Source organism: Blastococcus sp. SYSU DS1021, assembly GCF_054050995.1.
The window spans coordinates 233,626-255,345 of record NZ_JBJHAL010000001.1 but is presented as its reverse complement, the minus strand read 5'-3'; the positions used below and the strand labels follow the sequence as shown (position 1 = coordinate 255,345).

Annotated in this window: 20 protein-coding genes; 10 read left to right on the top strand and 10 right to left on the bottom strand. The window is 74.8% G+C overall.

What is annotated here, in order from left to right; genetic code table 11:
• The first annotated feature begins 46 nt into the window (after positions 1-46).
• The gene (locus ACI8AP_RS01360) at positions 47-1,204 is read left to right on the top strand and encodes an MFS transporter (RefSeq protein ID WP_456587528.1); all 1,158 of its coding nucleotides are present in this window, start codon (positions 47-49) and stop codon (positions 1,202-1,204) included.
• 54 nt (positions 1,205-1,258) lie between these two features.
• On the opposite strand, the gene ACI8AP_RS01355 is transcribed toward ACI8AP_RS01360, so the two are convergent.
• From ACI8AP_RS01355 to ACI8AP_RS01330, 6 genes are all read right to left on the bottom strand, one after another.
• The gene (locus tag ACI8AP_RS01355; RefSeq protein WP_456587527.1) at positions 1,259-2,506 is read right to left on the bottom strand and encodes an ABC transporter substrate-binding protein; all 1,248 of its coding nucleotides are present in this window, start codon (positions 2,504-2,506) and stop codon (positions 1,259-1,261) included.
• On the bottom strand, positions 2,503-3,741 hold the full coding sequence (locus ACI8AP_RS01350; RefSeq protein WP_456587526.1) for a branched-chain amino acid ABC transporter permease: 1,239 nt from the start codon (positions 3,739-3,741) through the stop codon (positions 2,503-2,505). Before ACI8AP_RS01350 ends, ACI8AP_RS01355 begins: the two co-directional genes overlap by 4 nt.
• On the bottom strand, positions 3,734-4,624 hold the full coding sequence (locus ACI8AP_RS01345; RefSeq protein WP_456587525.1) for a branched-chain amino acid ABC transporter permease: 891 nt from the start codon (positions 4,622-4,624) through the stop codon (positions 3,734-3,736). Before ACI8AP_RS01345 ends, ACI8AP_RS01350 begins: the two co-directional genes overlap by 8 nt.
• Positions 4,621-5,490 carry an ABC transporter ATP-binding protein gene (locus tag ACI8AP_RS01340; RefSeq protein WP_456587566.1) on the bottom strand — a complete coding sequence of 290 codons (870 nt, stop codon included), beginning with the start codon at positions 5,488-5,490 and terminating at the stop codon, positions 4,621-4,623. The genes ACI8AP_RS01345 and ACI8AP_RS01340 overlap by 4 nt, the downstream gene beginning before the upstream one ends.
• Positions 5,487-6,281: an ABC transporter ATP-binding protein gene (locus ACI8AP_RS01335; protein WP_456587524.1), complete on the bottom strand. Its 795-nt coding sequence runs from the start codon at positions 6,279-6,281 to the stop codon at positions 5,487-5,489. The genes ACI8AP_RS01340 and ACI8AP_RS01335 overlap by 4 nt, the downstream gene beginning before the upstream one ends.
• Before the next feature lie 334 nt (positions 6,282-6,615).
• Positions 6,616-7,920, bottom strand: a complete 1,305-nt coding sequence (locus ACI8AP_RS01330) for a hypothetical protein (protein WP_456587523.1) — start codon at positions 7,918-7,920, stop codon at positions 6,616-6,618.
• 141 nt (positions 7,921-8,061) lie between these two features.
• Here ACI8AP_RS01330 and ACI8AP_RS01325 point away from each other — a divergent pair, with 141 nt between their 5' ends.
• The 4 genes from ACI8AP_RS01325 (at position 8,062) to ACI8AP_RS01310 (ending at position 11,523) form a co-directional block, all read left to right on the top strand.
• Positions 8,062-9,171 carry an NAD(P)-binding domain-containing protein gene (locus ACI8AP_RS01325; protein ID WP_456587522.1) on the top strand — a complete coding sequence of 370 codons (1,110 nt, stop codon included), beginning with the start codon at positions 8,062-8,064 and terminating at the stop codon, positions 9,169-9,171.
• A 111-nt stretch (positions 9,172-9,282) separates the two neighbouring features.
• Positions 9,283-10,209, top strand: coding sequence for an ABC transporter ATP-binding protein (locus tag ACI8AP_RS01320; RefSeq protein WP_456587521.1), 927 nt, complete (start codon positions 9,283-9,285; stop codon positions 10,207-10,209).
• Entirely contained in the window at positions 10,206-11,048 is an 843-nt protein-coding gene (locus ACI8AP_RS01315) for an ABC transporter permease (RefSeq protein WP_456587520.1), read from the top strand. The genes ACI8AP_RS01320 and ACI8AP_RS01315 overlap by 4 nt, the downstream gene beginning before the upstream one ends.
• 139 nt (positions 11,049-11,187) lie before the next feature.
• Entirely contained in the window at positions 11,188-11,523 is a 336-nt protein-coding gene (locus ACI8AP_RS01310) for a hypothetical protein (protein WP_456587565.1), read from the top strand.
• A gap of 2 nt (positions 11,524-11,525) precedes the next feature.
• Here ACI8AP_RS01310 and ACI8AP_RS01305 read toward each other — a convergent pair whose 3' ends face one another.
• Positions 11,526-12,677 (bottom strand): MFS transporter, encoded by a 1,152-nt coding sequence (locus ACI8AP_RS01305; RefSeq protein ID WP_456587519.1) that lies wholly within the window; start codon positions 12,675-12,677, stop codon positions 11,526-11,528.
• A 101-nt stretch (positions 12,678-12,778) separates the two neighbouring features.
• On the opposite strand from ACI8AP_RS01305, the gene ACI8AP_RS01300 reads away from it, so the two are divergent.
• Positions 12,779-13,327, top strand: coding sequence for a DUF488 domain-containing protein (locus ACI8AP_RS01300; RefSeq protein WP_456587518.1), 549 nt, complete (start codon positions 12,779-12,781; stop codon positions 13,325-13,327).
• Between the two features lie 126 nt (positions 13,328-13,453).
• Positions 13,454-14,464 (top strand): hypothetical protein, encoded by a 1,011-nt coding sequence (locus tag ACI8AP_RS01295; RefSeq protein WP_456587517.1) that lies wholly within the window; start codon positions 13,454-13,456, stop codon positions 14,462-14,464.
• A gap of 95 nt (positions 14,465-14,559) precedes the next feature.
• On the opposite strand, the gene pruA is transcribed toward ACI8AP_RS01295, so the two are convergent.
• A complete protein-coding gene (gene pruA / locus ACI8AP_RS01290; RefSeq protein ID WP_456587516.1) occupies positions 14,560-16,185 on the bottom strand; it encodes an L-glutamate gamma-semialdehyde dehydrogenase in 1,626 nt (541 codons plus the stop codon).
• A 43-nt stretch (positions 16,186-16,228) separates the two neighbouring features.
• Entirely contained in the window at positions 16,229-17,158 is a 930-nt protein-coding gene (locus ACI8AP_RS01285; protein WP_456587515.1) for a proline dehydrogenase family protein, read from the bottom strand.
• Between the two features lie 131 nt (positions 17,159-17,289).
• On the opposite strand from ACI8AP_RS01285, the gene ACI8AP_RS01280 reads away from it, so the two are divergent.
• From ACI8AP_RS01280 to ACI8AP_RS01270, 3 genes are read left to right on the top strand one after another with little or no spacing between them, the layout of a single operon-like run.
• Complete coding sequence (locus ACI8AP_RS01280; protein ID WP_456587514.1) at positions 17,290-18,420, top strand: PucR family transcriptional regulator; 1,131 nt, start codon at positions 17,290-17,292, stop codon at positions 18,418-18,420.
• 28 nt (positions 18,421-18,448) lie between these two features.
• Positions 18,449-19,084, top strand: coding sequence for a biliverdin-producing heme oxygenase (locus ACI8AP_RS01275; protein WP_456587513.1), 636 nt, complete (start codon positions 18,449-18,451; stop codon positions 19,082-19,084).
• Positions 19,081-21,447, top strand: coding sequence for a SpoIIE family protein phosphatase (locus tag ACI8AP_RS01270; RefSeq protein WP_456587512.1), 2,367 nt, complete (start codon positions 19,081-19,083; stop codon positions 21,445-21,447). Before ACI8AP_RS01275 ends, ACI8AP_RS01270 begins: the two co-directional genes overlap by 4 nt.
• A gap of 9 nt (positions 21,448-21,456) precedes the next feature.
• On the opposite strand, the gene ACI8AP_RS01265 is transcribed toward ACI8AP_RS01270, so the two are convergent.
• Complete coding sequence (locus ACI8AP_RS01265; RefSeq protein ID WP_456587511.1) at positions 21,457-21,720, bottom strand: hypothetical protein; 264 nt, start codon at positions 21,718-21,720, stop codon at positions 21,457-21,459.

Sequence of the window (21,720 nt, the reverse complement as noted above, 5' to 3'; positions counted from 1 at the left end):
CCGGACGTGGGACGGCGGGGCCTCGAGCGGGTCGTAGGGTCGCCCGGTGATCTGGAAGCGCGCCGTCTTCGCGCTCTTCGCCGTGGCCGCGGGCACGAACGTCCCCACCCCGCTGCTGCTGGTCTACCAGGAACGGCTCGGCCTCTCGGCCGAGGTCCTCACCGCGCTGTTCGGCTGCTACGCGGCCGGCCTCGTTCCCGCCCTCCTGCTGGCCGGGCCGCTGTCGGACCGGCTGGGCCGCCGCCGGGTCGCGATCCCCGGCATCGTGCTCTCCGCGCTGGCGTCGCTCGCCTTCGCCGCGGCGGGCGACTCGCTGGCGCTGCTGTTCGGCGCCCGCTTCCTCCAGGGCGTCGTCAGCGGCATCGTCTTCAGCGTCGGCAGCGCGTGGGTGGGCGAGCTCTCGCTCGCCTCGGGTGAGGGAGCCGGCGGACGGCGGGCCGCCTTCGCCATGACCGCCGGGTTCTCGCTGGGCCCGCTGACCAGCGGGCTGCTCGGCCAGTACGCCCCGGCGCCGACAGTGCTGCCGTACCTCCTGCACACCGTGCTCGTCGCGGTGGGCCTGGCGTTCGCCCTCCGGCTGCCGGAGACGGTCGAGCTGCACGACGCTCGCCCCACCGGATCCGGCTCGGCGCCGGCCGCGCCGCTGATCCGGCCGGGAGACGGCGCCCTGGTGGCGACCGTGCTGGCCCCGGTGGCGGTCTGCGTCTACGCGTTCCCCTCCACGGTCATCAACGCCGTCCCGCTGCTGGTGGAACTGCCCTACGGCGGCGTCGCGGTCACCGGCGTGCTGGCGGGCGTGACGCTGGGCGCCGGCACGGTCGTCGCCGGGCTGCAGCGCCGGCTGGGGCGGTGGACGGCCGTCGTCGGCACGGCGCTCGGCACGCTCGGGTTCGGCTGCGCCGCGTCGTTCGCCGGGACGGGCGCGCTGCCCTGGCTGGTCGCCGCCGCCCCGCTGCTGGGCGCGGGTGGTGGGCTGTGCCTCGCCGCCGGTCTGACACTGACCGCGCGGCTGGCCCCACCGGCCCGCCTCGGCGCCTTGACGTCGCTGTTCCTGGCCTGCGCCTACGTCGGGTTCGCCGCGCCGTTCGTCATGGCCGTGGCCGCGCGGGCGACGTCGGCGGTGCTGCCGCTGACCGTGGCGGCCGCGATCACCGCGCTGCTCGCCCTCCGCCTCCTCCCGGTGGCCCGAGCGCGACGGCTGTGAGCGCGCGACGGCGCCCCCTCCGCGAGGGAGGGGGCGCCGCCGGGAGTGCGAGGGTCAGCCGGCGATACCCGCCGCGAACTCGCCCTCGAAGGCCTCCTCCAGGACGGTGGCGCCACCCGGCACGTCGGCCGGCTGCAGGATGAAGCTCTGCAGGCTCGGGGACTGGCCGACCTCGAAGCCGCGGATCGGGACGACGAGGCCGCCGGTGTCGACCTCCTCCAGCTCGTTGAACGCGTTGAGCACGCCCTCACGGGTGAGGTCGCCGTCCTCGCAGGCCTGGTCGAGCACCTGCTTCATGATCTCGCTCATGCCGAAGCCGACGACCACACCGAGGCTCGGCACGGCGTCGGGGTAGGCCTCCTGGTACTGCTGGAGCAGCTCCGGGTGGGCGTCGAAGGAGGACACCGGCGAGGCCACGTAGAGGTGGGTCTTCAGCCACTCGGCGGCCGGGCCCTGGAGCAGTCCCGGCGCGAAGACGGGGTTGCTGCCCAGGATCGGGACGTCCAGCCCCTGCGCCGCGGCGACCGTCGCGACCGAGGCCGTCTGCCCCGGGGCCACGGTGAGCGCGATCAGGTCGACCCCGGCGGACCGGAACTGGGTGATCTGTGCGCTCATGTCCTGGTCGGTCGCCTTGATCTGCGCCTCGATCACCTCCAGGCCCTTCTCCTCGGCGACGGCCCGGGTGCCCTCGAGCCCGTTGGCGCCGTACTCGCCCTCGAAGTAGATGTGGCCGACCGTGTCGCCCTCGTTCAGCAGGCCCTCGCGGAACAGGTAGTCGTAGCCGTTGGCGAGCTCGACGTCGTAGGTGGCGCCCACCACGCCGGTGCCCGGGATCTCGGTCAGCGTCTTCGACCAGGCCGAGGGGAAGTTCACGATCTGGTCCGACTCGTACTCCGGTGCCAGCGCGGTGTTGATCGGCGACCCGATCGTCTGCTGCATCGCCAGGATGTTGTCCTGCATCCCGCTGTAGAGCGCGACGCCCTGCTGCGGGACGTACCCGGTGTCCTGGATGTCGAGCTGGACGTCGTAGGTGTCGCAGACCTGGTTGTTCTCCCAGAACAGGGAGTTGGCGTTGGTGATGTCGTTGCCCAGCGCGGCGAAGACACCGGTCAGGTCGGTGAGCACACCGAGGTTGATCGTCTCGCCCTCGATCCCGACGTCGGTGGCGACGTCGCCGGCGGCCGCTCCTCCCCCGCCGCCGCCACCCGAGGCCTCCGGCGCCTTGGTGCTGCAGCCGGTGGCGGCCAGGACGACGGTGGCGGCCAGCATCGTGGCGCCGGTCGAACGCTTGCTGAGTCTCACGTGGTGCTCCCTTGGGCTGGTGGGTCGGAGGGGGTGGGCTCGCTGGAACGGGTGGGCGTGTCGGGTGGGTGCTGGGTGATCCGTCCGCCCGGTCTGTGGCGGGCCCGGCCGGAGATGCGGCGGGCGATACCGGCGAGGCCGGCGGGCTCGAAGAGGATCACCAGGACGATGGCCGCGCCGAACAGGAACCGGGCCGCCTCACCGGCAGCCAGCCCCTCGTCCCGGCCCACGAAGGGGATCAGGTCGGCGTACCGCTGGAAGACCAGCGGCAGCGCGCTCACGAAGATCGCCCCGAGCACGGCTCCGTTCACCGAGCCGAGCCCGCCCAGCACGATCATGGCGAGGTAGAGGATGGACAGCTCCAGGCCGAAGGACTCCGGCGCGATGCTGCCGATGGAGAGCGCGTACATCACCCCAGCGAGGCCGGCGTACATCGAGCTGACCAGGAAGATCCGCGCCTTGTAGCCCTGCACGTTGACGCCCATCACCGACGCGGCGACCTCGCTGTCCCGCAGGGTCTGCAGGGCCCGGCCCGGCCGGCTGCGCAGCAGGTTGCGGGCGAAGAGGTAGGCCCCGAGGGCCAGGACGAGCCCCAGGTACCACAGCCGCTCGGACTCCCGGAACGGCACGCCGAGCACGTACAGCTCCGGGTCCCGGTTGGCGAAGGTGAAGCCGAACAGCGAGAAGTCCGGTGCCGCCCGGCCGTTGAAGCCGCCGGTGACCTCGGTCCAGCTGTTGAGCACGTGGACGCCGATGAACACCAGCGCCAGCGACGCGACCCCGAGGTAGATCCCGCGCAGCCGGGCCGCGAGCGGGCTGAAGATCAGCCCGGCGAGCCCCGCGAGGAGCACGCCCACGATCATCCCGACGATCGGGGGGAGCCCGAGCCCGCCGAGCTCGGCCACCCCGAGCCCGCCCGACTCCCCCGAGACGTAGACGTAGCTGACCGCCCCCACCGCCAGGAAGAAGGCGTGGGCGAGGGAGAGCTGGCCGCTGTTGCCGACGAGCAGGTTCAGGCCGATCGCGCCCACGATCGCGCCGAAGGCGGCGAACCCGGTGCGCAGCCAGAACTCCTCGACGTACAGCGGCAGCGCCAGCATCACCAGCAGGAAGGCGACCAGGAGCAGAGGGCGCAGCCAGGACCGCAGTCCGGACCGGCCGGAACCGGCCCGCTCCGCCGGGCCGGCCCCCGACGGGTGGGCCCCCGTCGCCGCCGTCATCGTCGCCTCAGACACGGGTCAGCTCCTTCGTCCCGAACAGGCCGGACGGACGGAACATGAGGACCGCGATCATCACGATGAAGGGGACGACGGCGCTGAACCCGCGGCCGAGGAAGAGCAGCTGGTCCTGGTAGCCCGCGGCCATCGCCTCGGCGATGCCGATCAGCAGGCCCCCGACGAGGGCGCCGCCGGTCGAGTCCAGGCCGCCGAGGATCGCCGCCGGGAAGGCCCGCAGCGCGACGGCGTAGGCCGTCGGGGTGACGCCCGGCGTCGGTGATCCGACCAGGAACAGCGCCGCGACGGCGGCGAGCACTCCGGCGACCACCCAGGCGAGCGCGGAGACCCGACCCTGCCGGATGCCCATCAGGGCCGCCGTCTCGCCGTCCTCCGCCGAGGCCCGCATCGCGATGCCCCAGTTCGAGTACTTGAACGCAACGAAGAAGAGCGCGATGAGGACGGCGGCCACGAGGAACGCGATCAGCCGGTTCTGCGCGAGCCCGACGTCGCCGATCCGGAACGACTGCCCGCCCCACGGGTGCGGCACGTTGAGGATGTCGGAGCCGAGCCGGCGGATGAGCTCGGTGAGCAGGATGATGTCGACGCCGATCGTCACGATGGCCAGGCTGATCACCGCGGCGCCGCGCAACCGGTTGATGATCAGGCGCTCGATGACGAACGCCGCCGCGGCCGTGATCAGGATTCCCACGAGCACGGCCGGCAGGAAGCCGATCGTGTCCGACAGCCGCGCGATGGAGTAGGCGCCCAGCAGCAGCAGGGACCCGTGGGTGAAGCTCACGACCTCGCTCGCCTTGAAGATGATCACGAAGCCGAGGGCGATGAGGGCGTACAGGGCGCCCAGGGAGATCCCGTTGAGGAGCAGGGAGAGGAACTGGGTCACGAGGTCGCCCCAGGGTTGTCGGAGGAGTGGTGGTGGGCGGCGGCTTCCGAGGGGCTCTCCTCGTCGCCGGAGCCGAGATAGGCACGGATGACCTCGGGGTCGGTCTGCACCTGCGCCGGTGTGCCGTCGGCGATGCGCCGGCCGAAGTCGAGCACGGTGACGCGGTCGGCCAGGGACATGACCATCCCCATGTCGTGCTCGACCAGGACGACGGAGATGCCCAGCGCCGACCGGATCTCGAGGATCGCCTCCGCCATGCGGTCGGTCTCCTCGGCGTTCATGCCGGCGACCGGCTCGTCCAGGAGCAGCAGCCGCGGCTCGGTGCACAGGGCCCGGGCCACCTCCACCCGCTTCTGGTCGCCGTAGGAGAGCACCCCGACGGGCGTGTGCAGCTTCTCGCCGAGATCCATGAACTCGGCGATCTCGGCGACGCGCGCGCCGTGCACCTTGCCCTCCCGCGTGGCCCGCGGGAGCCGCAGGCCGGCCGAGAGGAAGCCGGCCTTGGTCAGGTGGTGGCGGCCCAGCATGAGGTTCTCCGCCACCGACTGGGTGCCCGACAGCGCGATGTTCTGGAACGCGCGGGCCACCCCGATGCCGGCGATCTTGTACGGCCGCATCTGGTCCAGCCGGTGCTCACCGAACCGGACCTGGCCCTCGTTGGCCCGGTAGACGCCGGACAGGACGTTGAACATCGTCGACTTGCCCGCACCGTTGGGCCCGATGATCGCGTGGATCGTGCCGGGAGCGACCGTGAACGAGACGTCCGACAGGGCGTTGATCGCCCCGAAGCGGACGCTGACGCCGTCGACCTCGACCGTCGGGATGTCCGACCGCGTCCCCGACCCGACGTCGGGCGCCGCGGTCATGCCGTCCACCGGGAGAGCTTCTTGCCCGAGCTCACGCGCCGGGTCGGGGCCGCGCCGTCGCCGCCCCCGTCGTGGCCGAGGTACAGCCGCTGCACCTCGTCGGTCTGGGCGAGCTGCCGCGCGTCACCGGAGAGCGAGACCTCACCGACGTCGAGCACGTAGGCGAGATCGGCGACCCCGAGCGCCATCGTGGCGTTCTGCTCGACCAGCAGCACGGAGGTCCCCTGGCGGTTGATCTCGCCGATGACCTCGCCGATCTGGCCGATGATGCGCGGCGCCAGGCCGAGCGACGGCTCGTCGAGCAGGAGCAGCTTCGGGCTGGCCATCAACGCGCGCCCGATGGCCAGCATCTGCTGCTCGCCGCCGGAGAGCAGCGCACCCCGCTGGGAGCTGCGCTCCTTGAGCACCGGGAACAGGTCGTAGACGCGGTCCTGGGCCTGGGCCTTGGCCGCCTTGTCCCGGTTCCCCATGCCGCCGGCACGCAGGTTCTCCTCGACCGTCAGCCGGCCGAAGATGCGCCGCCCCTCGGGCACCTGCACGAGCCCGAGCCGGACGGCCTGGGCCGGGTCCTTCGACACGAGGTCGGTCCCGTCGAAGGTCACCGACCCGGAGTCGACCCGGCCGCGGTGCAGCCGCAGCGTGCCCGAGATGGTCCGCAGCAACGTCGTCTTCCCGGCGCCGTTGCTGCCCAGGACGGCGACGACCCTGCCGTCGGGGACCTCCATGGAGACCCCCCGCACGGCCTGGACGGCTCCGCCGTAGGTGACGTGCAGGGCGTCGATGCTCAGCACGGGCGGCTCCCTGCCGTGGCCCGGCCGGGCGGGATCGGGCGGGGGCGGCCGAGCGGCGGGCGGGTGGCCGTCACCGGGCCGCCTGTTCGGGAGCGCGACCGCAGGAGGTCAGGCGCGGAGAAGTGATCTGGCACACAGGCCGGGACTCTAGGCAGGCAATGGTCTGTGACGGGCGCCACAAAGGTCACGGATTGATCACGTGTTGCCGGGCTCCACCCAGGCATCCGTGCCCCTGATCCACAGCACGCTCCGTACGGCACCGTCCGGAAAGCCGGAGCCCGCCGCCGGAGCCCGCCGACCGGCCGGGCGGGGGCGGTCGATGCGGAGGGCCCGGCTAGACCGGCTGCAGCTCCTCGATCTCCACGCGGATCGCGTCCAGCGCGGCCGCCGCCCGGCGGCGGGACTGCTCGGGGGTGTCCCCGACGGTCACGACGTGGCCGAGGTGCGCCTGGCCGCAGGTCGCGGGCTCCGCCGCGCCACCCACGTCGGCGAACACCTCCGCGACGACGAGCCCCGGGATGCAGCCGACGTCCCGCAGGCCGGACACCGCCCGCACCCGCCCGGTGGCGTGCGAGCCGAGGAAGAACTGGGTGCTGGCCGCGACCGCCCGCCGGCGCCCCGGCCCGGGCCGGCCGAGCAGGCCGGCGACCACGAGGTCCGCGGCGTCGATCCCGCTCACCTGGTCCACGCAGGCGTGGGCCCCCGCGTCGGCGAGCCGCGGGACCAGGCCGGCCAGCCGCGGCCCCGCCGGGCCCAGCACGAACTCCAGGTGGAAGGGGCCGAGGTCGTAACCGGCCGCGGCGAGCACGGCGCCGACGAAGCCGGCGGCCTCCGCCGTCGGCGGCTGCGCGGTCGCGGTGAGCAGCAGGCCGGCGGAGTGCGGCGGGGGCGTGGTGAGCACCTCGCTCCACGCGTGCACGGTCGGGACGCCGCGGTCCACGTGCCCGTCGGCGGCGTACCGGTCCCCCGCCACGTGCTCACCGATCACCAGCCGGGGCGCCGACCGCCCACCGCGCCGGCAGCAGGCGCGGGCGGCGAGCACCCGCAGCTCGCCGTCGTCCTGCACCGGACCGAGCCGCGCACCGGCGCCGTCCACCGGCTCCACCGTGCACGGGTATCCCACCGGTGACGTGAGCTCCGGGTCGCCGGTGCGGACCTCCGCCCACCGCCCGTCGGCGACGCCCGCCGCGGCGAGGGCCGCGCGCAGGGCCACCGCGTCACCGGTCACCACGGGCGACGCGGGGTCCGGACCCCGCAGCCCCAGCGCACGGGCGGCGACGGCCGCCGGCAGGACGGCGCCGGGCGCCGAGCCGGTGACGACGGCGGCCTCTCCGGGCAGCGAGCGCACCGCGGCCGCGACCGCGACTGCGTCACCGGTGTCGCAGTCGATCCAGCGGTCCACCAGCCAGTCGAGCTCCTCCCCGTAGGAGCACCGGTCCGCCGTCAGCACCGCCGTCCGCAGGCCCCGGAACCGCGCCCGCTCGAGCAGGGCCACGCCCGCCGCGTCCAACCGCTCCCCGGCCGCGAACTCCGGCCGGGGAGCCGACGGCCGCACCTGGACCTCGACGGAGACGAACCACGGCTCCGGATCACCGGCCGGTGCACCGGAGGAACGGTCGCCTGCCACGGGCGTGGGCATGTGCACTCTCCCGTCGTGGGTGGGTGTGAGCAGGCGCACCATACCGGCCGGTCGGTTTACGCGGAACGGATACCGGCGGGTGCCGTTGGCCGGTGTGCCGGGGGCGGGAAGCAGCAGCGAGGGCGGCCGGTTGCCATGCGTGTGACCACTGCCCACCTCCGGGGCGACGTCGACGTCGTCGTGATCGGCGCGGGGCAGGCCGGGCTCTCCACCGCCTGGGCGCTGGCCCGCCAGGGCTTCGAGCGGCGCACCGGGTTCGTGGTGCTCGACGGCGAGCCGGGCCCCGGCGGCGCCTGGCGGCACCGCTGGCCGTCGCTCACCCTGGGCACGACGCACCGGGTGCACGACCTGCCCGGTCTGGCGTTCCGCCCGGCGGACGAGCGCACCCCCGCCGTCGAGTCGGTGCCCGCCTACTTCGCGGAGTACGAGCGCCGGTTCGACCTGCCCGTGGTGCGGCCGGTCCGGGTGACCGCCGTCCGCCGGAGCGACGACGGCCGTTTCTCCGTGGAGACCGACCGGGGCACCTGGACCGCGCGCGCCGTCGTCAACGCCACCGGCACCTGGACCCGGCCGTTCGTCCCCCGCTACCCGGGGCAGGAGACCTTCCGAGGGCGTCAGCTGCACACCGTCGACTACCGCAGCCCCGAGGAGTTCCGCGGACAGCACGTCGTGGTCGTCGGCGGCGGCGCCTCGGCCACCCAGCTGCTGGTCGAGATCTCCCGGGTCACCTCCACGACCTGGGTCACCCGCCGCCCGCCCGTGTGGCGCGAGGGGCCGTTCGACGAGGACCTGGGCCGCGAAGTGGTCGCGAAGGTCGAGGAGGCGGTGCGCGAGGGACGCCGCCCCGGGAGCGTGGTCGGCCTCACCGGGCTGGTGACCTCCACCCCCTACATCCGCGACGGGCTGGAGCGGGGCGTGCTCGACCGGCTGCCGGTGTTCGACCGGATCACCCCCGACGGGGTGGCCTGGGACCCGGTCGACGGACGACCGGGCCGGCTGGTCCGCGCCGACGTCATCCTGTGGGCCACCGGTTTCCGCGCGGCCGTCGGGCACCTGGCGCCCCTGCAGCTCCGTGGCCCCGGAGAGGGCTTCCGGCTGGACGGCACCCAGGTCGTCGGCGAGCCGCGGGTGCACCTGGTCGGCTACGGCCCCTCGGCGAGCACGATCGGCGCGAACCGCGCGGGCCAGGCCGCCGCCCGGGCCCTGCGCCGCGAGCTGCGCCCCGGGAGCACCCTGTCCCGCTCGGCCTGACCAGCTCGGGGACCGTTCAGGGTCGGATCAGGGCGCTCCCCGATGTTCCCGGGACGGCGCCGCCGACAGGCTCCAGGGCATGACTTCCCGATCGCTCCCCGGAGGCCCGCGATGATCGAGGCGCGGGGTCTGACCAAGAAGTACGGCGACCGCACCGCCGTCGACGGCATCTCCTTCACCGTGCACCCGGGCCGGGTCACCGGCTTCCTGGGCCCCAACGGTGCCGGCAAGTCCACGACCATGCGCATGCTGCTGGGCCTGGACCGGCCCACCGCCGGCAGCATCACCGTGCACGGCCGCAGCTACGCCGACTTCCCCGCGCCCCTGCGCCAGGTCGGCGCGCTGCTGGAGGCCCGCGCGCTGCACCCGGGGCGCTCCGCGCGCGACCACCTGCGCTGGATGGCGGCGAGCAACGGGCTGCCGGTGCGTCGCGTGGACGAGGTGCTCGACCTCGTCGGGCTCGCCGACGTCGCCGGGCAGCGGGTCGGCCGCTTCTCCCTCGGCATGGGCCAGCGCCTCGGCATCGCCGTCGCCCTGCTGGGCGACCCGCCGGTGGTGGTGCTCGACGAGCCGGTCAACGGCCTGGACCCCGAGGGCATCCGCTGGGTGCGCACGCTGACCCGGCAGCTGGCCGCCGAGGGCCGCACCGTCTTCCTCTCCAGCCACCTGATGAGCGAGATGGCGCTGACCGCCGACCACCTCGTGGTCATCGGGCGCGGCCGGGTGCTGGCCGACTGCTCGATGCCCGACTTCATCGCCGAGCACGCGGCCTCCTACGTGCGGGTGCGCACCCCCCAGCGGGCCGAGGTGGCCGAGCTGCTGCGCCGCGACGGCCTGGACGTCGACGTCGTCGACGACGAGCTGCGGGTGCAAGGGCGCGACGCCGCCGCCATCGGGGAGCTGGTCGGCCGGCAGGGGCTCTTCCTGCACGAGCTCACCCTGGTCCGCTCCTCGCTGGAGGACGCGTTCATGACCCTCACCGCCTCGAGCGTGGAGTACTCCGCGCGGGAGCAGACCCCGGCCGGAGCCCCCCGATGACCCAGACCGCGAGTGCCCCGATGACCGACACCGTCGTCCTCGACCCCAACCGGCACGTCCCCGGGGTGCGCCGGCCCGGCTTGGCAGACACCCTGCGGGCGGAGTGGATCAAGTTCTGGTCGGTGCGCTCGACACCGTGGTCGATCGCCGCGCTGGTCACCCTCGGCGCCGGGCTGACCGTCCTGGTCTGTGCCGTCAGCGCCGCAGACCTCGCCGACGGGACGGCGGGCGAGTCCGCCGGTGCGTTCATCACCTGGGGCATGACCGTCGCCCAGATCACCGCCATCGTGCTCGGCGCGCTGGTGGTGACGAGCGAGTACGGCACCGGGATGATCCGCGCGACGCTGACCGCGACGCCGCGCCGCGGCCGGGTGCTGGCGGCCAAGGCGGTCGTGCTCACCACGACGCTGTTCGTCGTCGGCACCGTCACCGCCGCCCTCGGCTACCTCGGCGGCAACTGGTTCCTCGAGCGCGAGGGCGTGGGCCTGGCGCTCAGCGACGACGGCGTGCTCCGCTCGCTGCTGGGCAGCGGCCTCTACATGGCCGGCATCGGGCTGTTCGCGGCCGCGGTCGGGCTGCTGGTGCGGCACACCGCCGCGGCGCTGTCGATCGTGCTGGCCCTGCTGCTGGTCGTCGGCAACATGGTGGTGCTCCTCCCGGGCGCCTGGGGCGAGTGGGCGACCAAGCTGATGCCGGGCAACGCCGGCTCCGTCGTCGCCACGCCGGTGTCGTTCAACCCGAACCTGCTCGACCCCTGGGTCGGCTTCGGGGTGTTCTGCGCCGAGGTGGCCGCCGTGCTGCTGGCCGGCTACCTGGTGCTGCGCCGCCGCGACGCCTGAGAAAGGACCCCCTTCCCCCCACCCCTCGCAGGCTCGGGGCGGTACCCGGAAGGGGGCCCTAGGCATCCGGACACGGGGCAGTCGTCCACGCCCCGCTGTGCCCCGGCCCGCCCGGCCGGGGCACAGTGGTGCCGTGACCATGCCCGACCCGGCCGCCGAGGGCCGCCGCCGCGCCGACGAACTGCTGACCGCTCTGACCGCGGGCGACGACGCCGCCGCCGAGCGGCTGCTCGCCGAGCTGACCGAGGTCCGCGACCTGGTCTTCGTGGGGGCGGGGCTCACCGCGGTCGCCCGCGCCGAGGGTCGCGCGCTGCCCACGGCGCAGCGCGCGCAGGCCAGCACCCGCCAGGTGCGGCTCGGCCAGATCCGCGACGCGAACCGCGACGACCCCGATGGTCTGCGCACCTGGCTGCGGCGCTCGGCCGAGGAGATCCTCTTCATCCGCTCGCTGCACGCCGCCGCCCGGCAGCGCTGAGGTCAGGGGCGGACCAGCACCGGGCGAGCGGCCAGCCGCGCCAACGGGAGCACCGCGGCCACGACGACGGCCGACAGCACGAAGGTCCAGGGCAGGCCGGCGGCGCCGTACGCGAAGCCGAGCAGCAGCGCCCCGGCCGCCGTCCCCGCGTCGAAGGAGGCGTTCCACAGCGCGCTGGCCGCCGTCGTCCCGCGTTCCCCGGCACGGGCGAACGCCCGGAGCAGGGTGAGGTTCTGCACCCCGCCGAACCCGGCACCGAACAGCGCCGCGCCCAGCAGCACCCAGCCCGCGCCCCACCACAGCCCGGCGCCGGCCACCGCGAGGCCCACCGCGGCGACCAGCACCGCCAGGGGCAGCAGCACCGCGGTGCCCAGGCGGTCGGCCAGCACGCCGGCGCGCCAGCGGGTCACCGCGCCGAACAACCCCCACAGCAGCAGGGCCCCGGTGGCCACCTGGCCGTCGGGGCGGTCGATGGGCAGGAACGTCACGAACCCACCGCCGGCCGTCGTCACCACGAGCAGCACCACCGACGGGGCCAGCGCGGCGCGCACGGCGGCCCGGGCGTTGCCGGCGGGTGCGGGCTCCTCGCGGCTGACCACCGACCGCAGCAGCGCGGGCAGGAAGAACAGGCCGAGCACCGGCGACGCCGCCAGCCAGGACAGCACGCCGACGTGCCCGCCGAGCACCAGGGCAACCCCGGCGGGGATGGCGGCCATGTTGGGCAGCGCGATGGCCAGCCCGTACAGGCCGATGGACTCCCCGCGCCGCTCCGGCGGGGCGACCCGGGCCGACAGGGTGGCGCCGAGGACCGTGATGACCGCGAAGCCGGCCCCGCGCACGGCGGACAGGGCCGAGATCCAGGCGACCCCGTCGTCGAGGACGTAGAAGGGCGCGGGCACGCCGAGCGCGAGCAGCCCCGCGGCGAACACCGGCCCCGTGCCGAAGCGGTCGACCAGCACGGGTACCACCGACTGCACCGCGATCGTGACGACCAGGAAGACCGCCGTCACCACCCCGGCCGTGCTCTCCGGGGCGCCGCCGGCCACGGCGTACGTGGGCAGCGAGGCCAGGGTGAGGAAGTAGCTCACGAACCCCAGGGCCGTGACCCCGACCAGCGACCGGACCCCGCGCGACCGCCACAAGGGGGCCGGCACCTCGACTGCTTCCCCGCTCACACCGCTCCGTCCACCGTTCCCGTGCGCGACGAGCATGCCGGGCCGGGCGCGGCCGCCCGCGCCCGGGTAGGCAGGAGGTCATGCCGCTGCTGACCGTGGGCCACGGATCCGACGACCGCACCGCGCTGGCGGCCCGGCTCGGCGGCGCGGGCGTGGAACTGCTCGTCGACGTGCGCCGGTTCCCCGGCAGCCGGACCAACCCCGACGTGCGGCAGGAGGCCCTGGCGGAGTGGCTGCCCGCGGCAGGGATGGGCTACCGCTGGGAGGAGCGCCTCGGCGGCCGACGCCGGCTGCCGCCCGGCAAGCCGGTCGCCGACGACTGGTGGACGGTCGCGCAGTTCGCCGCCTACGCGGCCCACACCCGCACGCCGGACTTCGCCGCCGCGCTCGACGAGGTGCTCGCCGCGGCCACAGGGGCGACGGTGGCGCTCATGTGCAGCGAGTACGTGTGGTGGCGCTGCCACCGGCGGCTGGTCGCCGACGTCGCCGTCCTCGCCCGGTCGACGCCGGTGCATCACCTCATGCCCGACGGCTGGCAGAGTCCGCACCGCCCCTCCGACGGCGCGGTCCTCGGCGACGACGGCCGCGTCCACTGGCCCGCCGCCCGCGATGTTGATCAGGTGACCTGATCGTTAGGGGTCCTGGCTCAGCGTCGACCGTGAGCCAGGACCCCACGAGGTGAGCCAGGACGGCGACTGTCCACAGGCTGCCCCGTTCCCGGCCCAGCGACCTCGCGGAATGGTGAGACTCCCCCGGTGCACCCGCTGCTGCAGTGCCGCGCGGACCGGCGTCTCGGAGTCTTCACGAGCCAGGAGGCGTTGGCGGCCGGCTACTCAGTCGATGACATCAAGACGGAGCTGCGCACCCGCCGGTGGACGCGGCTGTGCAAGGGCGTCTACGTCGAGTCCGCACGCCGGGGATCGGCGGACGCTGACGACCGCCATCTCATGGCAGGCATCGCCGTCCTGATGAGCCTCGCGCCCGGCCCGGTGCTCAGTCACGCGTCGGCCGCTCGCCGTCACGGGCTGCTCGTGCCTGCGTCCGCGGGTGGAGACGTGCGGGTCACCGCGGTCGACCAGTGGCGCGCCGGCCGGGGGTACCGCGTCGCCCGGGCCAGGCTCCCCGAGGCGGACGTCGTCCCCTGGATCGAGCCGTTCGCGACCACCTCCGTCCCCCGGACGCTGGTCGACTGCGGCCGGGAGTGGTCCCTGGTGGACACGGTGATCGCTCTGGACGCCGCTCTGCACAAGGGCCGCGTCCTCCGTTCGGAGTTGCAGCTCGCCGTGCACTCCGCCCGGCACCGGACCGGGGCTTCCCAGGCGGCCCGGGCGGCCCGGGCGGTCGGTCTCAGCGACGGACGGGCGGAGTCACCCCTGGAGAGCGAAGGCCGGCTCGCGCTGCTGGCCGCCGGGCTCCCCCGACCCGAACTGCAGGTCGATCTGCACGACGAGCGCGGGTTCATCGCCCGCATCGACGCCTGGTACGAGGAGGCGGCCGTGGCGATCGAGTTCGACGGCCAGGTGAAGTACAGCGATCCGTACGGGGGCCGATCACCGCACGACGTCCTCTGGGAGGAGAAACGCCGGGAGGACCGCGTCCGCCGCCTCGACGTCCGCGTGGTGCGCATCGCCAAGGCCGACCTGGGCGCTCCTTGGCCGCGGGTGACCGCCGACCTGCGGCGGATACTGGCGACGCCGCCCGCGAGGCCGCGGCGCTTCACCGTCGTCCGTCGTCCGGAGCCGGGGTCGGAGCTCGACGTCGCCTGAGCCCGCTGTCCTGGCTCACCGTATGGGGTCCTGGCTCACGGTCGACGCTGAGCCAGGACCCCTGACGATCAGGTCACCTGATCAACATGCACGGGTCAGCCCATGTACGGGTAGCGGTGGTCGGTCGGGGGCGCGAACGTCTCCTTGATCGACCGGCTGCTGGTCCAGCGCATGAGGTTCTGCTTGGCACCCGCCTTGTCGTTGGTGCCCGACGCCCGCCCCCCGCCGAAGGGCTGCTGCCCGACGACGGCGCCGGTGGGCTTGTCGTTGACGTAGAAGTTGCCCGCCGCGTGCCGCAGGAACTTCTGCGCGTGCGCGATCGCCACCCGGTCCTGCGCGATGACCGCACCGGTGAGCGCGTAGGGCGCGACCGACTCCATCTGGGTCAGCACGGCGTCGTAGTCGGCGTCGTCGTAGACGTGCACCGCCAGCACCGGCCCGAAGTACTCGGTGGTGAACACCTCGTGGCCCGGGTCGGTGCCCTCGATGATCGTCGGCCGGACGAAGAAGCCCTCGGCGTCGTCGGCGGTGCCCCCGGCCACGATCGACAGCGCCGGGTCGTCGTCCACCCGGTCCAGCACGCCGGAGAGCTTCGAGAACGACTTCCGGTCGATGACGGCGCCCATGAAGTTCGAGAAGTCGGTGACGTCGCCCATCGGCAGCGACTCGGTGGTGGCCACGAGGTCGTCCTTCAGCCGCGCCCACACCGAGCGGGGCACGTAGGCCCGGGACGCCGCCGAGCACTTCTGCCCCTGGTACTCGAACGCGCCGCGGACCAGTGCGGTGCGCAGCACGTCGACGTCGGCCGACGGGTGGGCGACGACGAAGTCCTTGCCCCCGGTCTCCCCCACGATCCGCGGGTAGCCGCGGTAGCCCGCGATGTTCTCCCCGACCGTGCGCCACAGGTGCTGGAACACCGGCGTCGACCCGGTGAAGTGGATGCCGGCGAGGTCGCGGTCGGCCAGGGCGACCTCGGAGACGGCGACCCCGTCGCCGGGCAGCATGTTGATCACACCCGGCGGGAGGCCGGCCTCCTCCAGCAAACGCATGAGGAAGTGCGCGGCGAACTGCTGCGTGGGCGCGGGCTTCCACACCACGGTGCTGCCCATGAGCGCGGGCGCCGTCGGCAGGTTCCCGGCGATCGCGGTGAAGTTGAACGGCGTGATCGCGTAGACGAAGCCCTCGAGCGGGCGGTGGTCGGTGCGGTTCCAGACGCCGGGTGAGGACTTCGGCTGCTCGGCGAGGATCTCGCGGGCGAAGTGCACGTTGAAGCGCCAGAAGTCGATGAGCTCGCAGGCGCTGTCGATCTCGGCCTGCTGCGCCGTCTTGCTCTGACCCAGCATCGTGGCGGCGTTCAGCGTCTGCCGCCACGGGCCGGCCAGCAGGTCGGCGGCGCGCAGGAAGACCGCCGCGCGGTCGTCGAAGGAGAGGTCCTGCCAGGCCGGCGCGGCCTCCTTGGCGCAACGGATCGCGTCCTGCGCGTCGGCGTGCGTGCTGTGCGCGGACGTGCCCAGCACGGCGGCGTGCCGGTGCGGCTGCACGACGTCGAACCGGTTGCCGCCCGCCATGCGCTGCCGGCCGCCGATGGTGCCGGTCAGCTCCACCGGGGCGCTCGCCAGCTCGGCGAGGCGCCGCTGCAGCTCGTCGCGCTCGGGCGTGCCGGGGGCGTAGGTGAGCACTGGCTCGTTGTGCGGAGGGGGGACCTGGGTGACGGCGTCCATGGGGACCTCTCGGGGTTCTGGAGCGGGTGGCCGGCGAACGGGTTCAGGAGCGGGTGGCCAGCGAACGGAGGAAGAAGGCCACGTTGGCGGGGCGCTCGGCCAGCCGGCGCATGAAGTAGCCGTACCAGTCGGCGCCGTAGGGGACGTAGGCGCGGACGCGGGTGCCGGCGGCGGCCAGCCGGCGCTGCTCGTCGGGGCGGATGCCGTAGAGCATCTGCACCTCCCAGGAGTCCGCCGACCGCGAGTGCTGCGCGGCCAGCTCGTGCGCCAGCGCGACCATGGCGGGGTCGTGCGACCCGACCATCGGGTACCCCGGGCCGGCCATGAGGATCTCCAGGCAGCGCGCGTAGGCGGCGTCGACGTCCTTCTTCTTCTGGTGCGCGACGGCGGGCGGCTCGTCGTAGGCGCCCTTGACCAGGCGCACCCGCGAGCCGGTGACGGCCAGCGCCTTGGCGTCGTCCTCGGTGCGGAAGAGCATCGCCTGCAGCGCGACGCCCGTGCCCGGGTGCTCCTTGCGCAGCTCGGCGAGGACGGCGAGCGTCGAGTCGACGGTCCGGGAGTCCTCCATGTCGAGGGTCACGGTCGTGCCGATCGCGGTGGCCGCCGCCACCACGGGCCGCACCAGGTCCACGGCGGTCTCGTGCCCGTCGGGCAGCGCCTGGCCGAACGCCGAGAGCTTCACCGTCACCTCGGCCCCGTCGCCCAGGCCCAGGGCGGCCAGCCCGTCGAGGGCGGCCAGGTAGGCGTCGCGGGAGCGCTCGGCCTCGGCGCGGGTGGTGACGTCCTCGCCGAGGTGGTCGAGGGTGACCGCGATCCCGTCGGCGGTCAGCGCGCGGACGGCGGCGAGGGCGTCGTCCAGCGACTCCCCGGCGACGAAGCGGTCGACCACCCGGCGGGTGGCCGGCGTGCCGGTGACCGCCCGCCGCAGGGCGGGCCGTCGGGAGGCGGCCAGCAGGGCCTTGGAGAGCAGCACGGGACCTCCCGGGAGCGGACGACGCCAGCACCCCGAACGCTAGGCACGCGGCCTCCTCAGGACCAGGGACAGATGTCCGGACTTCCCCGGTCTGCTCTCATACAGCTGTACGACGACGAGGAGGGACGGCGGTGCGGGACGAGCTGCAGGAGCTGGTCGACGACGTGTCCCGGGTGCTCGGCGCCCCCGCCACCCTGGAGGACGCCGCCTTCACGCTGCTGGCCTTCTGCGCGCACGACGACAGCGGTGCCGAGCCCATGGACGCCGTCCGTACCCGGTCGATCCTCACCCGCGGCTCCGCGCCCGAGACCCGGCGCTGGTTCGAGAACTTCGGCATCGCGTCGGCGACCCGCCCCATGCGGACGCCGGCCGATCCCGCCGCCGGCGTCCTCACCCGGCTGGTGATCCCCGTTCGCCACGAGGGCCGTACCCGGGGGTACCTCTGGCTCCTGGACGACGGCCGGATCGACCCCGGGGATCTCGCCGATCCGGCGCTGCGCCGGGCCCTGGACCTGGCCGCGGCGGCGGGGCGCGTGCTCGCCGGCCGCCCGGCCGACGACCTGGGGCCGGAGCTCGCCGACGCGCTGACCGGCCGCCCGGCGGCCCGGGCGCAGGCCGCCCGGCGGCTCGGCGACCGGCTGACCGGCGAGGGCGCCCAGGTGCTGGTCGCCCTCACCTCCGCCGACGGCGGCCCGTTGCCGGAGCGGCGGTTGCCGGCGGCCGGTGCGGTGGCGACGGTCCTCGACGACGGCGTCGCCGTCCTGGTGCCCACGCCCACGCCCACGGACCTCCGGCCGGCCGGCGCGCTCGCCGCCGCGACGCTGGCCACCCTGCCGGTGGGCAGCACGGCGGGCGTCTCGTCGGCCCGCCGCGGCGCCGACGACCTGCCCGGCCAGTGGGGTGAGGCCCGCGCCGCGGCACGGGTCGCCGCCGTCGTCGACCGGTTCTTCCCGGTCGCCCACTGGGGCGAGCTCGGCGGGTGGCGGCCGGTCACTGCACTACCGGGCCCCGATCCGCTGCTGGCGCCGCTGCTCGCCGACCCGGTGCTGACCACGACGGCCGAGACCTTCCTGGACTGCGCCGGCAGCGCCTCCCGGACGGCGGAGTCGCTGCACATCCACCGGCAGACGCTGTACTACCGGCTGGGCCGGATCGGGGCGCTGACCGGTCTCGACCTCGCCGACGGCGATGCCCGGCTGCTGCTGCACGCCGGGCTGCGCGCGGCCCGGCTGTCCGGCGGCCCGCGGCCGGCCCGCTCGTGACGGCCGCCGGTCGCCTAGGCTCGGGGCGATGGCTGCGGGAGAGATGGTTGCGCCGGTGGACCCCCGCGGCGGGCACGACGACGTGCTACGCGCGCTGCGCACCGGCACGGCGGAGGAGCACCAGCTCCTCGAGGACACCCTGGAGCTGCTGGACCCGGAGCTCGACCGGGAGCGGCTGGCGCACGTCCTCGGCCTGATGCACGGCTTCTGGGCGGCGGCCGAGCGGGGCCTCGACACCTGGGCCACCCAGCACCCCGCGGACGCCGCGACCGTGGACTGGACCCGCCGCCGCCGGGCCGATCTCTTCGCCGCGGACCTCGCGGCGCTGAGCACGCCCGTCCCCGCCGGGACGCCGGAGCTGCCGGCCGTTGCCAGCACCGACGAGGCCCTGGGCCGGCTCTACGTGCTCGAGGGGTCGACCCTCGGCGGCACGTTCATCGACCGCCACCTCGCGGCGCTCCCCCACCTGGCCGGCGTCCGCATCCGCGCCTTCTCGCCCTACGGCCAGGAGACGGGGGCGATGTGGGCCGCCTACCGCCGGGTCACGCGGGCGCACGTGGCCGCGGGCGGCGACGCCGACCGGGTCGTCGCCGCAGCGCGCGAGACGTTCCGCGTGCTCGCCGCGTGGTGCCGCCCCGCTGCCCGACAGCAGGCCCGGGGGTGACCGACGTCGAGCGCGGGGCCGGGTTGCTGGCCCCGGGCGACCCCGTCGACCTCACCAACTGCGAGCGCGAGCCGATCCACATCCCGGGCAGCATCCAGCCGCGTGGGGTGCTGATCGCCGTGCGCGACCCCGACTGGATCGTGCAGCAGGTGTCGGAGAACCTGGCCGACCTCACGGGCGTGGACTGGCGGCGCGCGCTGGGCCGGCCGCTGGCCGAGGTCATCGGCGCGGCACCGGCCGCCGCGGTGATCCGCTCCGCGAGCGCCTTCGGCGACCTGCGCGAGCGCAACCCGGTCGAGGTCACCCTCGACGTCGGCGGCGAGCCGCTGCCCGTGGACGCCCTCCTGCACCGGACGGAGATCGACCCCGGGCCCGTCCGCGCCGTGGACGCCGGGCCCGACCCCACCCCCGGGGAGTCGGCGCCGGTCACCACCCTCGTCGTCGAGCTGGAGCCGGCCCGCGGACCGCGACCGTTCTCCTTCCCGAACACCTACCAGGCCGTGCGCGGCACCGTCGGCGAGCTCAACCGCGCCGCGACGCTGCAGGAGCTCTACGACATCACCGCCCGGGCGGTGCGGGCGCTGACCGGCTTCGACCGGGTGATGGTCTACCGGTACGACGCCGACTACAACGGCGAGGTGGTGGCCGAGGCCAAGACCCTCGAGCTCAACTCCTTCCTCGGGCTGCACTACCCGGCCAGCGACATCCCCGCCCAGGCGCGGGCGCTGTACGAGAAGAACTGGATCCGGCTGATCTCCGACGTCGGGTACGCCCCCGTCCCCCTCCGTCCGACCGTCCACCCGGTCACCGGCCGGCCGCTGGACCTCACGTTCTCCACCCTGCGCAGCGTCTCGCCGATCCACGTCGAGTACCTGGGCAACATGGGCGTCCACGCCTCGATGTCCATCTCCCTGCTGCGCGGCGACCGGCTGTGGGGGCTCATCGCCTGCCACCACTACAGCGGACCGCACGCCCCGCCCTACGCCACCCGCGCCGCCGCGGAGTTCCTCGGCTCGACCCTCTCGCTGCGGCTGACCGACCGGGCGCAGGAGGACGAGTTCGACCGCGCCCTGCGGGTCCGCTCCACCCTGGCCTGGCTGACCGCCGCCGCCATGGACGAGGAGCGCCCGCTCACCGAGACGGTGCTGGGCTCCCCCAGCCTGCTGGACCTGCTGGCCGCCGACGGGGTCGTGGTGAACCTGCAGGGCGCCCGGGGCACCGCCGGCGCCGGGCTGCGGCCCGGGCTGGCCGACGCCATCGCCGGGTGGGCCGCCGCCCGCGGCGAGGACGTCGTCGCCACCGACGCGCTGGCCGCCGCCGCGCCGGGCCTCGGCCCGGTCGGCCCGGCCTGCGGCGTGCTCGTGATCCCGCTACCGGAGGGCCAGTACGTGCTCTGGTTCCGCGGCGAGGCGGTGCGGCACATCGACTGGGGCGGCGATCCCCGCAACAAGGCGATCGCCGAACGCGAGGGCGCGGAGGTCCGGCTCAGCCCGCGCAAGTCCTTCGAGCGCTGGCGGGAGACCGTCCGCGGCCGCTCCGAGTCGTGGACGCCGCACGAGCAGGGCGAGGCCGCCGAACTGCGCACCCACCTGCTGGAGGCGCTGTACGCGCGGTCGCGCCGCATCGTGCGCGCCGCGGAGACGCTGCAGCGCAGCCTGCTCTCCGACCCGCCCGAGCCCGACCACCTGGCGGTGGCGGTGCGGTACGTGCCGGCCGCGCGGGAGGCACAGGTCGGCGGCGACTGGTACGACGTCTTCCAGCAGCCCGACGGCTCGACGGTGCTCGTCATCGGCGACGTCGTGGGCCACGACACCGAGGCCGCGGCGACGATGTCCCAGCTGCGCGGCCTGCTGCGTGGCATCGCCTACGACAGCGCGGCCGGTCCCGCCGAGGTGCTGTCCCGGCTGGACGCGGCGATCGAGGGGCTGGACCTGGGCGCCCTGGCCACGGTGCTCGTGGGGCGGCTCGACCGGCCGGCGGGCTCGGCCGACGACCGCACCCGGTTGCGCTGGGCCAGCGCCGGGCACCTCCCGCCGCTGCTGGTCGCACCCGACGGCACGCAGCAGCTGCTGGTGCCCGACCGACCCGGCCTGCTCCTCGGCGTGGACCCCTCCGCCGTCCGCGCGGAGCACCAGACGGTGGTCCCCCCCGGCGCCACGCTGCTGCTCTACACCGACGGGCTGGTCGAGCGCCGCGACCAGGTCTTCGACGACGGCGTCGAGCTGCTCGGCCGCGCGCTCGCCGAGTTGCGCCACCTACCGGTGACCGAGATGTGCGACGCGCTCATCGACCGGCTGCTGCCCGAGGGCGGGGAGGACGACGTCGCGCTCGTCGCCGCCCGGCTCCGGCCCCCGCCGGGCTGAGCCGACCGCTCAGCTCCCGCCCGGGGCGGTGAAGCGGGGCGTCAGCCCGTCGTCGGGTGGGCCGCCGTCCGACGGCAGCGGGCGCTCGTCCTCGGCCGCGCGGACGACGGCGACGGGGTCCTCGGGGGCGACGGTGCGGCTCTGCTCCAGCGCGGCCAGCAGGCGCTCCTCGTCGGGCGCCAGGTCACCGGGGCCCAGCCGCCCGCCGGGGCTGCCCGCGTCGGAGCCCGACGCCATCGCGGTGTCCGGCGTGGGGTCGTCCGGGGCGTTCAT

What these genes read in the sequence shown, in the direction of transcription:
- ACI8AP_RS01275 (WP_456587513.1), top strand. Translation starts at nt 18,449, where the DNA reads ATGGCTGCGGGAGAGATGGTTGCGCCGGTGGACCCCCGCGGCGGGCAC.
- ACI8AP_RS01315 (WP_456587520.1), top strand. Translation starts at nt 10,206, where the DNA reads ATGACCCAGACCGCGAGTGCCCCGATGACCGACACCGTCGTCCTCGAC.
- ACI8AP_RS01330 (WP_456587523.1), bottom strand. Translation starts at nt 7,920, where the DNA reads ATGCCCACGCCCGTGGCAGGCGACCGTTCCTCCGGTGCACCGGCCGGT.
- ACI8AP_RS01340 (WP_456587566.1), bottom strand. Translation starts at nt 5,490, where the DNA reads ATGACCGCGGCGCCCGACGTCGGGTCGGGGACGCGGTCGGACATCCCG.
- ACI8AP_RS01300 (WP_456587518.1), top strand. Translation starts at nt 12,779, where the DNA reads ATGCCGCTGCTGACCGTGGGCCACGGATCCGACGACCGCACCGCGCTG.
- ACI8AP_RS01310 (WP_456587565.1), top strand. Translation starts at nt 11,188, where the DNA reads ATGCCCGACCCGGCCGCCGAGGGCCGCCGCCGCGCCGACGAACTGCTG.
- ACI8AP_RS01320 (WP_456587521.1), top strand. Translation starts at nt 9,283, where the DNA reads ATGATCGAGGCGCGGGGTCTGACCAAGAAGTACGGCGACCGCACCGCC.
- ACI8AP_RS01265 (WP_456587511.1), bottom strand. Translation starts at nt 21,720, where the DNA reads ATGAACGCCCCGGACGACCCCACGCCGGACACCGCGATGGCGTCGGGC.
- pruA (WP_456587516.1), bottom strand. Translation starts at nt 16,185, where the DNA reads ATGGACGCCGTCACCCAGGTCCCCCCTCCGCACAACGAGCCAGTGCTC.